Annotated in this window: 16 protein-coding genes and 2 tRNA genes; 12 read left to right on the forward strand and 6 right to left on the reverse strand. The window is 49.3% G+C overall.

The genetic code is table 11. The annotated features are described in order from the left end of the window. The first annotated feature begins 67 nt into the window (after positions 1-67). Both BN4_RS16005 and BN4_RS16010 read left to right on the forward strand, forming a co-directional pair. The gene (locus tag BN4_RS16005; RefSeq protein WP_015416456.1) at positions 68-1,063 is read left to right on the forward strand and encodes an ATP-NAD kinase family protein; all 996 of its coding nucleotides are present in this window, start codon (positions 68-70) and stop codon (positions 1,061-1,063) included. A gap of 9 nt (positions 1,064-1,072) precedes the next feature. After that, the gene (locus BN4_RS16010) at positions 1,073-1,381 is read left to right on the forward strand and encodes a DUF6506 family protein (RefSeq protein ID WP_015416457.1); all 309 of its coding nucleotides are present in this window, start codon (positions 1,073-1,075) and stop codon (positions 1,379-1,381) included. A gap of 59 nt (positions 1,382-1,440) precedes the next feature. Here BN4_RS16010 and BN4_RS16015 read toward each other — a convergent pair whose 3' ends face one another. The 3 genes from BN4_RS16015 to BN4_RS16025 all read right to left on the reverse strand — a co-directional run bounded on the left by BN4_RS16015 (position 1,441) and on the right by BN4_RS16025 (position 2,593). After that, positions 1,441-1,830, reverse strand: coding sequence for a PaaI family thioesterase (locus BN4_RS16015; RefSeq protein WP_015416458.1), 390 nt, complete (start codon positions 1,828-1,830; stop codon positions 1,441-1,443). 98 nt (positions 1,831-1,928) lie between these two features. Next, on the reverse strand, positions 1,929-2,255 hold the full coding sequence (locus BN4_RS16020) for a carboxymuconolactone decarboxylase family protein (protein WP_015416459.1): 327 nt from the start codon (positions 2,253-2,255) through the stop codon (positions 1,929-1,931). A 251-nt stretch (positions 2,256-2,506) separates the two neighbouring features. Continuing rightward, positions 2,507-2,593: transfer RNA gene (locus tag BN4_RS16025), tRNA-Leu, on the reverse strand. A gap of 308 nt (positions 2,594-2,901) precedes the next feature. Here BN4_RS16025 and BN4_RS17390 point away from each other — a divergent pair. Together BN4_RS17390 and BN4_RS16035 are read left to right on the forward strand one after the other, a co-directional pair. Then, a complete protein-coding gene (locus BN4_RS17390) occupies positions 2,902-3,549 on the forward strand; it encodes an AAA family ATPase (protein WP_015416460.1) in 648 nt (215 codons plus the stop codon). A gap of 324 nt (positions 3,550-3,873) precedes the next feature. Next, positions 3,874-4,524, forward strand: a complete 651-nt coding sequence (locus BN4_RS16035; RefSeq protein ID WP_015416461.1) for a hypothetical protein — start codon at positions 3,874-3,876, stop codon at positions 4,522-4,524. Between the two features lie 143 nt (positions 4,525-4,667). Here BN4_RS16035 and BN4_RS16040 read toward each other — a convergent pair whose 3' ends face one another. After that, complete coding sequence (locus tag BN4_RS16040; RefSeq protein ID WP_015416462.1) at positions 4,668-5,327, reverse strand: acetyltransferase; 660 nt, start codon at positions 5,325-5,327, stop codon at positions 4,668-4,670. A 305-nt stretch (positions 5,328-5,632) separates the two neighbouring features. Beyond that, positions 5,633-5,719, reverse strand: a tRNA-Leu gene (locus tag BN4_RS16045). 500 nt (positions 5,720-6,219) lie between these two features. Here BN4_RS16045 and BN4_RS16050 point away from each other — a divergent pair. Together BN4_RS16050 and nadD are read left to right on the forward strand one after the other, a co-directional pair. Further along, a complete protein-coding gene (locus BN4_RS16050; RefSeq protein ID WP_015416463.1) occupies positions 6,220-7,125 on the forward strand; it encodes an AEC family transporter in 906 nt (301 codons plus the stop codon). A 63-nt stretch (positions 7,126-7,188) separates the two neighbouring features. Then, a complete protein-coding gene (nadD, locus tag BN4_RS16055) occupies positions 7,189-7,845 on the forward strand; it encodes a nicotinate (nicotinamide) nucleotide adenylyltransferase (protein WP_015416464.1) in 657 nt (218 codons plus the stop codon). A 10-nt stretch (positions 7,846-7,855) separates the two neighbouring features. Here the strand turns inward: nadD and BN4_RS16060 are convergent, their stop codons facing one another. Further along, positions 7,856-8,875, reverse strand: coding sequence for a glycosyltransferase family 9 protein (locus BN4_RS16060; protein ID WP_015416465.1), 1,020 nt, complete (start codon positions 8,873-8,875; stop codon positions 7,856-7,858). A gap of 130 nt (positions 8,876-9,005) precedes the next feature. On the opposite strand from BN4_RS16060, the gene BN4_RS16065 reads away from it, so the two are divergent. The 6 genes from BN4_RS16065 to ccsA all read left to right on the forward strand — a co-directional run bounded on the left by BN4_RS16065 (position 9,006) and on the right by ccsA (position 14,576). Further along, positions 9,006-10,067, forward strand: a complete 1,062-nt coding sequence (locus BN4_RS16065) for a hemolysin family protein (protein WP_015416466.1) — start codon at positions 9,006-9,008, stop codon at positions 10,065-10,067. A 26-nt stretch (positions 10,068-10,093) separates the two neighbouring features. Continuing rightward, the gene (locus tag BN4_RS16070; RefSeq protein WP_015416467.1) at positions 10,094-10,537 is read left to right on the forward strand and encodes a cytochrome c maturation protein CcmE; all 444 of its coding nucleotides are present in this window, start codon (positions 10,094-10,096) and stop codon (positions 10,535-10,537) included. A 139-nt stretch (positions 10,538-10,676) separates the two neighbouring features. After that, positions 10,677-12,572, forward strand: coding sequence for a heme lyase CcmF/NrfE family subunit (locus tag BN4_RS16075; RefSeq protein ID WP_015416468.1), 1,896 nt, complete (start codon positions 10,677-10,679; stop codon positions 12,570-12,572). Further along, entirely contained in the window at positions 12,572-13,240 is a 669-nt protein-coding gene (locus BN4_RS16080) for an ABC transporter ATP-binding protein (RefSeq protein WP_015416469.1), read from the forward strand. Before BN4_RS16075 ends, BN4_RS16080 begins: the two co-directional genes overlap by 1 nt. Next, positions 13,234-13,911 carry a heme exporter protein CcmB gene (locus BN4_RS16085; RefSeq protein ID WP_015416470.1) on the forward strand — a complete coding sequence of 226 codons (678 nt, stop codon included), beginning with the start codon at positions 13,234-13,236 and terminating at the stop codon, positions 13,909-13,911. The genes BN4_RS16080 and BN4_RS16085 overlap by 7 nt, the downstream gene beginning before the upstream one ends. A 2-nt stretch (positions 13,912-13,913) precedes the next feature. After that, entirely contained in the window at positions 13,914-14,576 is a 663-nt protein-coding gene (gene ccsA / locus BN4_RS16090; protein WP_015416471.1) for a cytochrome c biogenesis protein CcsA, read from the forward strand. The last annotated feature ends 27 nt before the right edge of the window (positions 14,577-14,603 follow it).

The following is a 14,603-nucleotide window of genomic DNA, read 5'->3' on the forward strand; positions in this document are numbered from 1 at the left end:
ACAAACTTTGGTTGAGAGGGGAACGGCTTTTGCCGTTCCCCTCGTGAGGAGAGATGAGGGCGTATCATTGAGTATTGCAGCAATCTTGGCTAATCCAGCTTCCGGTAAAGATATTCGTCGGTTAGTGGCTCATGGGAGTGTCTTCGACAATCAGGAGAAAGTTCGTATGGTGCGAAGGCTTATTCTGGGCCTTGAACGTGCCGGAGTCACAAAAATTTTATATATGCCTGATGCCTATGCGATCATCCCTCGTGCCTTGAATTCTATTTCGCCGTCCATTCCTGTCGAAGCAGTAGAAATGCCCATACGGAACACTGATGCCGACACCTCCCTCGCAGCAGAGCTTATGGAAACGCTCGGTGCACAGAGCCTTGTTGTTCTCGGGGGTGACGGGACCAGCAGAGTGGCCTGCAAAGGGACGCTGAACGTCCCCATCCTGCCACTTTCCACTGGGACAAATAATGTTTTTCCTGTCATGTCTGAGGCTACGGTGGCGGGGTTGGCCGCAGGACTGGTTGCCTGCGGCCGCCTCCCCCGGCAGGAATGTTGTTATCAGTCTTGTATGCTTGATATTGTTTTTGGTGAGACGGTCATTGATATGGCTTTGGTTGATGCCGCAGTCTATGATGACGTTTTTTTCGCATCAAGAGCGGTTTGGGACATGCACAAGGTTCCGCAACTTTTTCTGACACGATGTAATCCTACCTCCATTGGGTTGTCTGCCATAGGCGGGCAGCTGCGTGACATCCGTCCTCAAGAGCCGAGGGGATTGGCATTAAAGCTGGGAAAACCGGCTTCGCTCACTGTTACCGCGTCCATTGCGCCAGGGATGTTCTCCGATATTCCCATCCGTGAAATCGAAGACATGCCCCCCGGAGTTGTTTTCCCTATCGCATCCAGCACAGGTTTGATAGCGGTGGATGGAGAACGAGAGATTGAAATTTCTCAAGATTCCAATGCCGGTATTCGATTGAATACCGGCGGCCCTCTGGTTATCGATGTGGAAAAAACCATGGCCTTGGCCAGAGAACAGGCCTGCTTCGTGACAAACACATATTCATAGGGAGAAAACATGAGTCATCCATTGAAAGCTGCTTTTATTTTTCTTGCTCCAGGAGGAGATCCGAAAGTTCATAGAAATTGGGTTATTACAGAAGGAGTTGAATTACTCTCCATTGCCGTGAGTGATTATGGACAGGCTGAGACTCTGGCTCGTGAGTTGGTTGAGCAAGAAGAAATAGCAGCCATAGAACTCTGTGGAGGATTTGGAGCCGCAGGAACGGCGCGGGTTGCGGCGGCAGTGAATGTTCCTGTCGGAGCTGTCCGTTTCGATATTCATCCCGGTCTGAATAATCTCAGTGGGGATACGCTCTTTGGTTAATCCGACCTCGTGAGCGGAATCAGATAGTAAGCGAAAAGAATTTCTTTCGGCGCTTCTTGTCAGCCGTCAGCTAGAATGTGATTCGGAGTGACAAAGCAGGTGAATGTACCGGTGAAGACCTGTTCGTCTTCACAGAAAACATCGACGTGTACGGTGTGTTTTCGCTCGTGTGGAGTCGTGTCGTGCGCTTTTGCGACCAAGGTATTTCCAATGCGGGAAGGCTTCAGAAATCGTGTTTCAGCAGCACCCAGTACAACATTGGGATGGTTGACTGCGAGCATGGCCGCATAGTCGGCCAGGCCGAATATGAAGCCACCATGGATCAGCCCGCTTGAGTCTGCACCCATTTCTTCAGTGCATTCCATGCGCACATGACTTGTCCCGTTCTCCACCATGATCGGTTCGCCGCATAAAGTTCGATCGATTGTATGATGGGTTTGAATATTCATCTTTTCCCTTTTGCTTGAGTGCCAGAAATCCTTGTTTTGAAAAAGCTTCCAAGGGCAGGAAGATGATAGTCTCCTGCCCTTGGACAAATATTTACCGACTAATCAAACAGGTCTTCCAACTCGTCAAAAACATAATGCATGTACATGACCTTCGGTGAGCCTCCCATGGATATGGCTAACATTGCGGCCTGCATTATTTCTTCCTTGCTCGCGCCATGACTGGCCGCCCCTTGGATGTGGAGCGAGATGCACATCTCGCACTGGGACATCATGGAACAGGCAACGTGAATCAGTTCCTGCGTTTTATGATCAATGGGTCCAAATTCGCTGATTTCTTTGGTGAAGGCAAGGTAATTGGGGAACACGTTGCCAGCACGCTGTGTCATCTTGGCCAAAGTCCCCGCTGCTTTTTCTGCTGCATCCATGAACCGACTCCTTTGTTAAATGTTAAGATGTAACAAGTAAGCAAAGAGCATGCCTCAACATCCTTTGGCATGGACGGGCTCTTTTTCATGTAAATATGGGCTTATGGCAATACTCGGAGTGTCTATCTTCTGTTCCAGATGTGAACATTGATCGAGAATTGAACACTCTTTCGTGTGCTTTTCCGCCAAGAAGGGAAGGGCACGCAAAAGAAAAAGGGCTGTGATTGAATCACAGCCCTTATTTCATTCTATGGTGCCGAAGAGAAGACTCGAACTTCCACGGGATTGCTCCCACTAGACCCTGAACCTAGCGTGTCTACCAATTCCACCACTTCGGCACGTTTCAGGGAAGGAAGAGATACCTTTAGGACTGATCCGTGTCAACAAAATGTTGTATTTTCAAATAAAGAATCTGGCTGCCGATACAATTGGCTTTCTTGCTGTATCAGGGAGACTCTTTTTGGAACGAGAAGATACTATTGAGTTTTTTTTATGTTGAAATTTCAGATGTCTTGATAAGATTCTTCGTTCATGGACTTGAGTGTTCTCCTGCGGTATGTTGTTTCCTTGGATTCCATTGTTTTTATATATAAGAGTCGGTCTCTGCTCTCTTTGTAAAAAGCTCTGGGCTGAATGAGGAGTTTGTATGAAAACCATAACCTTGCTCGCACAAAAGGGTGGAACCGGGGAAACGATCCTTTCAATCCATTTGGCAACGGCAGCCGCCAATCGTCGGTACTCTGTTCTGACAGTCGATATTGATCCCCAGGGCAGTTCTTTTTTTTGGAGTCAACGGCGGCAAAGAGGGTTTCCAGGAGTTGTCAAATACTCGATCCGTGAATTGAGAAAAAACATGGCAACAATCGCACGTGAGGTCGACTTGATGATTCTCGATACACCTTCGCACTCAAGCAGGGGCGCAGGGGATGTCGTGTCTCTTTTGGATTTTGTGCTTATTCCGAGTAGGCTCACCATCCATGACTCCGTGAAGCTTGTGTGTGAAAAGGGAAAATCCGGTGCTATTGTCTTGAATTGTTGTCCGCCGCCAGGTCTATTTGACGAAACCGCTTTGGTGCGCGAGGCTTGCTTGGCTTTGGAAGTCTATAAAATGCCTGTTTCTCCGGTCGCCATTTCACAACGTGCCGCCTTCAGTCTTGCGCTTATCGACGGTAGGGCCGTAACTGAGTTTGAAAAGAAAGGTAAGGCCGCAGGGGAAATCAAGACATTATGGGGTTGGATAAAAAAGGAGTTGGCCAATGGTGAGCAGAGCTCAATTAACGTTGTTGCCTGTTGATCAAGGCAGGGATAGTCTTCCTCGTAGAACGACTCGAGAGAGTTCCCTGGTTGGGGGTGCTCAGCGCGGGGACAGTCCTGCGAATGTCGAGCCTACTGTGTCCCGGTTAACTCGGAAGCGGATGTTCAAAACGGGATTGGTCTTGGCGTTAAGCGTTGTTTCATTGATTTTGTTTCGGAGAAAACTCTTTTGATAAAGAGATTCCGTGTTCTTCGGTCTTGAATCACTGAAGAAGTGCTGAAAGGTGTCGGTGTTCTCCATATGTAATGGAATGCGTGTCCTTAAACCTCTGAGTATTTTGCATCTCGGAAATGAGTAGCTGCCATGAAATATTTTGCTCTTCTTTTAGTGCCCATTCTGGCTATTTCCCTCTGCTCTCAATGCCTTGCGGAAGTGCCTGCCGGTGTTTTTTATAAGGTTATCAAGTCGGAAAGGGTGGAGTCCGGCGTTTGTGCTCTTGATATCGAGATCAATAAAAAAGTCGATAAGATCGGATTGGCTGGTCTTGCTGACCATTTACGTAACAGGGAACCTGTTGTGTATGAAGATATGTGCATTAATTTTTATCTTGAAGGTGAACATCTTGCCAATGGGGCGTGGGCTGTTGCGCGGTTCTCCCCGGAGCTGAAAGTGAAGGTGCTTGGTCTATCGCTTGAAGATGAAAAAAAAATCATGAGCCAATCGCTTCCCATAGCAGGAGAGATCCTCGGGCAATGGCTCAACGAATTGCCTCATCTGGGGTCTTTGTATACATTGATTCGTCATGAAAAGACTTATTCTCTTGTGCGTATGTTCCCGGATGGCAGGCGGGATATTTCCAGTTTAATGATGGTCAGTGAGGATGGGAGACAGTCGTTTGCTGAAGCGGGAGATGCTCAGGAAGGCAAATCGTATCAAATAACGACTCACGGGGATTTGGAAATCAAGATTGGCGAGAGGGAGCTTATGACGTTAAGCCCGGTTCACTCTCATTGATATTTTGGCTGTATCGCCGAAAGGGACACACAGCTTTGTTTATGATAGCGGCTTTTTCTGCTTCTCACAAGAATGAGGAACATACTGTTTTCAAGAAAGGGCTTCGGCGCTTTTCCTCATCTGTTCTTGTACGAGGAAAGAGATCAGTTGCCATGCACTTTTCTCAATATGGCAGCCGGGTTGCCGATAACAACCGTGTTTGGCGGGACATCATGAATGACAATTGCCCCCATTCCGACAAGGCTTTCAGTGCCGACTGTGAGATTGCTTCGTATGGCTGAGTTTGCACCGATATAGACAGAATCAGCAAGTGAACAGTTGCCGTTGATGCAGGCTCCTCCGGCTATACAGCTATAGTCCCCCACTGAGGTGTCATGGCTCACAACCGCATGAGGCAGCATGATGACATGATTCCCGATTATGACGTCCGATGCGACAGTGGCATTGGGGAGCAGGACTGTCCCTGCGCCGATATTTGCCGTTGCTGAAACAGATGCGGTGGGGTGGATGATTGACTCAAATTGTTCAATCGGTATTCGAGTTTTCTCCAGTATCGCTTTCTTTCTGTAAAAATTGAATTCACTTCCTATCCCATTGACAAAATAAGCTTCAGAGAAGCGTACTGCGTCTTCCAGTTTTCCGAGAACTGGTTTTCCGTGAATCAGTTGTGCATGGATTTCGCAGTTGTCGTCAAGAAACCCCAAAACATTATAGGTGCTCTTAAAGGCATTGATGACGTTGATCGTGTCAAGAATATCTCGGCAGTTGCCACCAGTGCCGAGTATTATGATGTCTTTTACCATGGCCTGCCCTTTGTGCTGGATTTCATTGGGGATGAAAGGGAGTAGAATCCTTCCTGATCATGCTTGAGTGTCAAGTATGACGGGCTACGCATGTTTTTTCAAGTCAAACAGACTCTCTAGTCAACATTAAGGTCGTCTTTGAATGGAGTGAGGGAGGATTTTTACTTTCTTGTGAGGAGATGTCTTGCAGGTCTCGGGATACCTGAGTCTCCTGATTTGGCGAGGCCCGTGATAAGAGGCAGGTATACCGATTTACTCAAGAAAAAAGGGTTGTAGCTTTTGAGCTACAACCCTTTTTTCTTGACTGGTGCCGAAGAGAAGACTCGAACTTCCACGGTCGTTAAACCACATGAACCTGAATCATGCGTGTCTACCAATTCCACCACTTCGGCACGTTCAGAGCGAAGAGGCTTATATATGGGCCATATCCAATTAGCAAGTCTTTTTTATGTTTTCTTGTTTCAGAGAATTACAAAAACATGGTGGCATATCAGAACAGCAGTTCATGAAGCGAGCGCTGGGTGGAAACGAGAAAGGCTTCTTGGGATGTCCCGCGAAGCCTTTTGATTCTCGTGTGCAAAAAAAGGAAGATATTTGTCTTTAGCAATGCTTGTGCCAAAATTTGACTTTCTTTTTTATAAAAATAAAACCCAATTATCCTAGCTATTAACGTGATTTTTTATCTCTACGACCAGATGATACCATAATAAAACTGGACAAAAAATTTGAACATTGGGCTTGGTTCCGCCGAATCAGTTGCATTTTTTGAACTCCCACTTTCTTGAAGGGCAGGGTGCGCCCTCACCAGAAGACCGTTTTCATGGAAGGATCAGTGTTTCAATCTTGATAACACTGGGAAAACTCTTTAGGTTTCGCATGAATGGAGAGTGAAATGGAAAATTTTGTATTGCTGGGTGTCTGTTTCCTCCTTGGGGTGGTGCTCCGTAGGGGAAAGATTGTTGACGAGAAAGGGGTCGTCGCTCTCAACGGGATTATCATTCACGTTTCGCTTCCTGCATTGGCTCTTTTGTATACCCATTCTCTGCCTGTGGGCCCGGAATTGCTCATACCTGCGGCCATGGCCTGGATTCTTTTCGGCGTCGGTTTGCTTGTGTTTTACGGCATTGGGAAAGTGTTTGGACTGGACAGAAAGACCATCACCTGCCTCACTCTTTGTGCCGGGTTAGGCAATACTTCTTTTGTTGGATTGCCTATGATCGAAGCCTTTTACGGACGGGAGTTTCTTGGGGTCGGGATGCTTTGCGATACAGCCGGAACATTTATGGCTCTCGCCATTCCCGGTATTATTTTGGCTGCTCGAGCCTCTGGCCACAATATTGCTGGGTGGCATGTGGCAAAAAAAGTTCTTCTTTTTCCTCCTTTTTTTGCCGTTGCCTTTGGATTCGCCATGCAATCGGTTGAGTATCCCGGTTGGTTTGAGTCTGTTCTTTCCCGGCTTGGCAGTACCTTGACTCCGCTTGCTTTGCTCTCTGTGGGAATGACTCTGCGCTTTGAAGACTTGAGAGGAAATGGGAGATCCCTTGCAATCGGTTTGGGGTACAAACTCTTTGCTGCTCCACTTCTTATAGGTTTCCTGTATATGGGGATACTTGGGAACGAAGATATGATTACTCGGGTAACTGTCTTTGAAGCCGCCATGGGGCCAATGATAACAGGTGGTATAATTGCCATGACCTATGGGCTGAACCCTCGTCTGGCATCGGCCTTGCTCGGAGTTGGTATCCCCATGTCCTTTTTGACTGTCCCGCTTTGGTACTTCCTCTTGGGACTCATTTAATATTCACGACCCCTTGATTCCTGTCTCTTTCGAGTCTACGCTTGATAAAAGTATGGAGTTTCAATGAAAATCGGTATTCTTGGCGGGAGTTTCAATCCCATTCACATCGGTCACATCCGAATGGGGATCGAGGTATTGGAAAGGCTGGGACTCGACAGAGTTGAATTGGTCCCTGCCAAACGTCCACCCCACAAAGATGGGAGTGATATCCTGCCCTTTGATTTGCGGTTGGAACTTGTAGAGAGGGCCATTGTTGGCATTCCTGGCTTGGGGAGCAATGCGCTGGAGGGGGAGCGGGCCGGACCTTCATTCACCTGTGATACGCTGCATTGCTATCAGTCCCGACAACCCAAGTCGAAGATATCGTTCATACTCGGTGCCTCCACCTTTCTTGAGTTGCCATCATGGCGACGCGGGGTGGAAATTCCCGAGATGGCTTCACTTGTCGTGGTCAATCGTTGGACAGCCTCGGACAAAGTTGCCGGGTTCATCGCTGATCACTGGCCTGGCGCAGAGCCTCAGGGTGAAGGAAAATGGGTTTTCTCGACGGGGCAAACGATTGATTTGCTCGATATCCCGCGTATGGATATCAAAGCTGGGCATATCCGGCGGCGGTGGCTGGAAAAAAGGAATTTGCGCTTTCTCGTTCCTCAAGCAGTTGAGGCTGTTCTCGAAGAAAAGGCTGCACTGGTGGAAGAGTCTTGGGGAAAGCGTCGTTGATCTGCCATTCTCAGACAGCATGGCCTGTCATCTGCAGGACTGTGGCGAACACTTCTTTGGGTGAGATTCCAGACAGGCAATCAAAGCCTTCAGGACATTCTCTGCTCCCATGGAGTGAGCAAGGGCGGCAGGGGATGTTTTTTTCCAAAACTCGATCTTTTGGGCCGGATGGGTAGAAGCCCCACGCCTTGGCGGTTGGACCAAAGAGGGCTGCGACCGGTGTTCCCACGCCACAGGCAAGATGCATTGGGCCAGAGTCGCCTGTAACCAGGATGTCCGCTTCTTTGAGAAGAGCACATGTCTGTCTGAGGTCAGTCCGATTCGTGTAGTCTCGATTATCACCACCTCGAAGAGGCACGGCATCTCTGCCGGTTATGACCCAATTGATGCCTGATGCATCCAGGAGCTGTATCAGGGAGTTCCAGTGTTCTCTGGGCCACTGCTTGGCAGGGTGCGTGGCATAAGGATGCAGGGCGACAAGGGGGGCATTGGCAATTTTTTCGGTCAAAGTGCGGTGTGCATCCTTTTGTTCGTCATCAGTCAAATAGATTTCAGGGACGAGTTTGTCGGGAGTCGGCGGTTTTTCTCCCAAGGCCATGGCATACCTCTGGGGGACATTGGTCGCTTCGAGGATGCGGCGAAACCGTGACATGTGTGTTTTGTCATACAGCCTTCGGGTCATACCGAATTTAGGGTAACGTTGAACGGGACCCTTCCAGAAAAAAGAGAGTATTCTGGAGCGTAAGGTTCCGTGCAGGTCAATGAGACGGTGGCCTGTATATTCCGAGGCCAACTCTCTCGCCTGTCTGATCCAGGCTTTCGTGTTCAATGACTCATTGGGCAGCGTTCTTATTCCGGCGATCGCCGGATGGTTTTCAAGGAGTGAGGCGTTCATGACACGGGTGATAAAAATGAATGAATCACAGCGGGTTCTGTGCCAATGGGAAAGGACTCCAGTGGTTAATGCGACGTCCCCCATGTGACTGAGTCTGACTATGACTGCGGGTTTTTTACTCGTGCTTGATTTCATGACTCTGAGTTCGCCTCAAATGTCGCGGAAGTCAAGGCTGATGTGTGTTGCGCCATGTGTTTCCATCTGCTATATTTGACTATCCAGACTCCGGCATGAACCGGACTGGGTGAGGAAGTGAATAAATCAGATGTTACAACTCATTCTCGCAGTCGGCGTTGCCGTCTTCGTTTCCATGTTTTGCTCTGTAGCCGAGGCCGCACTGTATTCGCTCAGTTGGGCGGATATTGAAAAACTCAAGACCTCAGGGCGCAGGTCGGCAAAGGTTCTTCAAAAACTTCGCATGAATGTCGATGAGCCTATTACCGCCATCCTGACTCTGAATACATGTGCACATACGGCTGGCGCAGCTGTAGCAGGCTGGGCTTGGGCCAATTTGTATGGAGAAAAAACACTTTGGGCCTTTACAGTTGGCTTTACAGTAATTATTCTCATCTTCACAGAAATACTGCCCAAGACATTAGGGGTCATTTACAGTGACCGTATCGCTCCGCCTTTGGCCAGGCCTCTCAGTGGACTTGTCGTTCTTTTCATTCCTGTTATCCGGTTCATGAGAATTCTCTCAAGTATGGTAAGCAAGAAAGAGAAGGGAGGGCCGGACCATACAGAAGATGACATCAGGGCAATCGTGGCCCTGACACGTCGTTCCGGGTCCATCAAGCCGTATGAAGAGCAGTCCATTACCAATATACTGCTGCTGGATACGAAAACGGTGGAAGATATCATGACTCCCAGGACCGTGGTCTTTTCCATGCCTGGAGATTTGACGGTGGCAGAGGCGAGGGAAAAATATCCTGATTGGCCACATAGCCGCATCCCCGTCTACGATGAAGACCCGGAAGATGTGATCGGCGTAGTCTATAGAAGGTTGGTACTTGAAGCTCTGGCTGACGGACGTGACAATCTCAAGTTGAGTGACATTATGCGGCCAGTCCGCTTTGTCATGGAAACGATCACGCTTGATAAATTGTTGGTAAAATTTTTGGGGAGCAGGCTTCACCTCTGCGTTGTTCTCGACGAATATGGAGGAGTGGCCGGAGTCGTGACTTTGGAAGATGTTTTGGAAGAAATTTTGGGAAGCGAAATTGTTGACGAGACCGACAGAGTGGTGGATATGCGTGAGCTGGCCCGCCAACAGCGGAATGAGTTGGCAGGACGTCGCTTGGTAGACGGCGGAACGAACGACAAATAGAGTGCCCGGCGCACTAAGGATCAATCATGGCGAAAAGCAACGGTAAAACAGTATATGCGGTGGCTCTCATGCTCTTCCTGGGAGGGCTTGGCTATCTCATCTTCTCTGGACTGACCGAAGACAGTGTTTATTTTCTCAATGTCTCGGAAGCGTTGGCCGGTGATCGAACTCAAATCAAGCAGGCTCGCCTCTTCGGCAAAGTCTCTCCGGACGATCTTATCATAGCGGAAGGTAAGCTCGGGGCATCTTTTGACCTCATAGACAAGATGGAAGACGACAAATCCTTGCGTGTCGACTTCAAGGGGGCACTCCCCGATACTTTTGCGGATGATGCGGAAGTGATTGTGGAAGGTTCTTTTTCTCCTGATGGCGAGGTTTTTGTCGCTCGAACTTTGGTCACGAAGTGTCCGTCAAAATACGAGGAACAAAGCAGGGAGATGGAGTTGGAGAAGGACAAGAGGAAAAGTTAAGCCGATAGTGAAAAAATATTCACATGGTTGCATGGCTTTTCCGACTCATTCTATCACCAACTCGATTCGATCATGGTTTCGACCGTGCCAACGTACGGTCAGGCTGTAGACCAGCACGACGTATTTTTAAGGAGCACATATGCATTTGACCGGTTACGTGGGCCTGCTTTTTTCCTTGCTCGCCTTCCTTTTTCTCGCCATCTGGGCTGGTTTCGCCGCCTGGACACAAAAGGATGAATCCCTGATCCTTGTCGAAAGGGGGCAACTACTCGCCGGTTCCGGCGTTATTTTTTCTTCCCTGATCCTTCTTGTCGCCCTGACATCCCGAGACTATTCTTTTCAATACGTTTATGAAAATGTCGATAATGCGCTGGCGTTCGTCTATACCCTTACCGCATTTTGGGGTGGGCGCGAAGGGTCACTTCTCTTTTGGGAACTGGTTATCGCGCTTTCGGGAATGCTCTTTGTCTTTACCCCTGGCTATAAATTGCTTTCACCGAGAACCCGGCTATTCTTTTGGACGTTTTTTCTGGCCATTCAGGGGTTTTTCCTGCTCCTGCTGACCTGCTGGTCAAACCCGTTTATCGAAATGATCCCAGCCCCCAGTGACGGGCGGGGACTGAATCCATTGCTTCGTAATCCAGGCATGATTTTTCACCCCCCCTTGTTATTCCTCGGGTTTGCGGGGTATGCGATCCCTGCTGCGTGCGCACTTGCGGCATCCATTGCCGGGGAAAGCAAGTCCTGGATCAAGGTCTGTCGCAACTGGAATATCCTTTCCTGGGTTTTCCTGACCGCCGGAATTGTCCTCGGTGGCTGGTGGTCTTACATGGAGCTTGGATGGGGTGGTTACTGGGCTTGGGACCCCGTGGAAAACGCTTCGCTCATACCCTGGTTTGCCGGGACAGCGGTTCTGCATACATCCCTTATCGAGGCCAGACGGAATGCATTGCAACGCAGTAATGTTTTTCTGATGTCCATGACTTTTCTGCTCTGCGTGTTTTCAACATATCTGACCAGATCAGGTGTTATCGATTCCCTGCATTCCTTTGGAGAATCAGGCGTGGCTGTCCCCCTTTTCTGGGGCCAGATGGCTCTCCTTGTCATAACCTTGATGGTCACCTTCATGAGTGAACGTTTGACATACAGAACCCTTTCCGACTTTTTGAGTCGCCAGGGGATGCTTGTCATTACGGCCTGGTTTCTGCTCGCCCTTGGTGTGGTCGTCACTCTTGGAACCATGTGGCCGGTGATTAGTCAAATCTGGACGACCCAATCGATGGGCTTGGATGCCAATTTCTATAATCGAGTCTGTCTGCCGTTCATGTCTGTTTTGATTTTACTCTTCTGCTACTGTCCGTGGCTCGGCTGGAAAGGCGGCGTGCGCAACAAAATTGGTATTTCCATAGTATCCGGCGCACTTGTCATCGGTTTCTTCGGATTTTATGCCGCTGGTATCAGCAAACCACTTGCCACTCTGACTGCCGCAGCCTGCGTGGCCGCTCTTATCAGCATTGCGACCCTATTCATTCTGAATCCAGCCATGCGCAAGAGCCGTCGAGCATGGGGTACCTATGGAATACACCTTGGATTGGTGCTCATGGCACTGGGTATTGCCTTTTCAGGCCCGTACAAAATTGAGCATGAATTTGTCATGGAGCAGGGTGAAGTGGTGGAACTTGGCGGATACAAGATAAAATATGTCTCCATGTCCGAGGATAGCACCGAAGAACTTCGCGCTCGAGCCACAACAACACTTGAAGTGTCCAAAGGAGACACTCTTGTTGGTCTGATGCATCCAGACAAACGTATTTACAAGAACTTCGAAAAGCAGCAGTTCGCCGAAGTTTCCACGATCTTCAGTCTTGGCGATGAATTGTATTCGACATTGCTCGGGTTTACCGATCAGAGCAAGGCCAGCTTCAAGATCAGTGTCAACCCTCTGGTCAACTGGGTATGGATCGGTGGCACTATCATGTGCATCCTGCCTTTGCTGGTTCTGACCCGCATTCGCAAGCCGGAGGAAACCAACTAATGATCGGCGAGGAGAAACCACTCCTTACCGTGAAAAAGGCAGCCAAGTTTTACGGGAGCAAGTTGGTCTTCAAGGATATTAACTGCCATATCAAAGCTGGAGAGATCCTTTTGATAGCCGGTCCTAACGGTGCGGGAAAATCCACTCTGATGAGAATCATGGCAGGATTGTCACTTCCTTCGGCTGGAGAGGTCTCTTTGCACCTTGATTCTGAGGACATGGCGTATCTGGGGCATGCCACCTTTATTTATCCGGGATTATCTGCCCTTGCCAACCTTGCCTTCTGGGGAACAATGTACGGTCTTTCCCCGTTACGGGAAGAGTTAATGGCTTTGCTCCAGCGGGTTGGTCTTGAACGTGCCGCAGAAGAGAAGGCCGGTTCTTTTTCGCGAGGTATGGCCCAGCGGTTGAACCTTGCCCGTATCTATCTTGTCGAACCGAAGCTCATTTTTCTTGATGAGCCTGGGACCGGACTGGACCCGAAATCCTTGGCTACATTACGCCGGGAGATAGCTGGTTTCAGGGATAGCGGGACCAGTGTTGTCTGGATCAGTCATCACGTATTGGAAGATGCCGCTTTGGCGGATACGGTTCTGTCCATTGGCAATAAAAAAGTCGAATACTTCGGTCCTGCCTCCCGGTTTGCGTTGGAGGCGGCGAAGTGCTGAAAAGAACGTACGCCTTTACTTCCAAGGATCTGAGACTTTCTCTGTCGGGTGGCCAGGGGCTCGTGCAGGCAGTCCTCCTCGGCTTATTGCTCATTTTCATGTTTTCTCTTTCCAAGCCGATGGGGGGGCTCGTTTCACCCCAGGCGGCTGGTGCCATTTTTTGGCTTGCCTCCGCGTTTGGTTTGGTATTGGTCTTCAACGATCTTTTTGCCATAGAAGAAGTCAACGGCGCGCGTATCGGTGTGCTCTCGTCACCCGCCCCTGTTCACGCAGTCTGGATAGGCAAAGGTGTGGCCGGTTTGAGTTTGCTGTTGATTTCACAGCTAGTCTTCCTGCCTGCGACGATCGCCTTCCTTGGGCAGGTCATTTATGGACCTTGGTGGCTGATATGTGTGACATTAGTTGGTGCTGATATCGGGCTGGTTGTGATCGGTGCTTTGCTGGGGGCACTCAGTCAGGGGCAGGCTGCGCGGGAGTCTCTCTTGTCTGTCATTGTGTTCCCGCTTCTTTTGCCGGTTTTATTGGCTGGAATTTCCTTGTTTGGCATGTGCTTTGATCCTGGTGTGGCCGAGGGGTGCGACAAATGGCTCGGCCTGATCTTTGCCTTTGATTGTCTTTTCGCCGGGGCCGGACTTTTCCTGTTCCCGTTTGTCTACAGTGGGGAAGAGTAGATATGAAAGTTAAAATTCTTGCTGTGTTGGCAGGCATTGGGTTGCTTGTTCACCAGTATTTCATCTGGTTTTATGCGCCGATCGCCCAGTCCGGTTTGGTGCAGAAGATTTTTTATATGCATCTGCCGTGTTCATGGTGGGCGCTTGTGAGTTTTTTCGTCGTTTTTGTCGCTTCCATTCTTTATCTGTTCAAACGCGATGAAGTCTTTGACCGGGTGGCCGGTGCAGCTGCGGAGGTGGGAGTCCTCTTTGCTTCCTTGGCCTTGTTGACCGGATCTGTCTGGGCGCGCGCGGAATGGGGTCATTGGTGGTTATGGGACCCAAAACTGACGACGGCTCTGATCATGTGGTATGTCTATGCCGGGTATTTAGTGCTCCGCAACACTCCTATGGGCAGAGATCGCAAGGCGCTGGTGTGCGCTGTGCTGGGTATAGTCGCTTTTCTAGATGTTCCTCTGGTCTTTTTTTCTGCAAAATTGTGGGGAAGTGCCCATCCTGATGGATTGGCACGGAAAAGCTCAGGAATGGAGGTTCGTATGTGGCATACCGTTTTTACTGGGCTTGCCGCTTTTGGCTTTGTCTGGGGTGCCATGCTTTTGAGCCGGGTCAAGCAGTTGGCGCACCACGCCCGTCTGGAAGCCTTGTTTGTTTGGGATGATGAATAGTCGTAAAAGAACTCAATGAAGGATATA

It is taken from the genome of Pseudodesulfovibrio piezophilus C1TLV30 (assembly GCF_000341895.1).
Classification (GTDB): Bacteria; Desulfobacterota; Desulfovibrionia; order Desulfovibrionales; family Desulfovibrionaceae; genus Pseudodesulfovibrio; species Pseudodesulfovibrio piezophilus.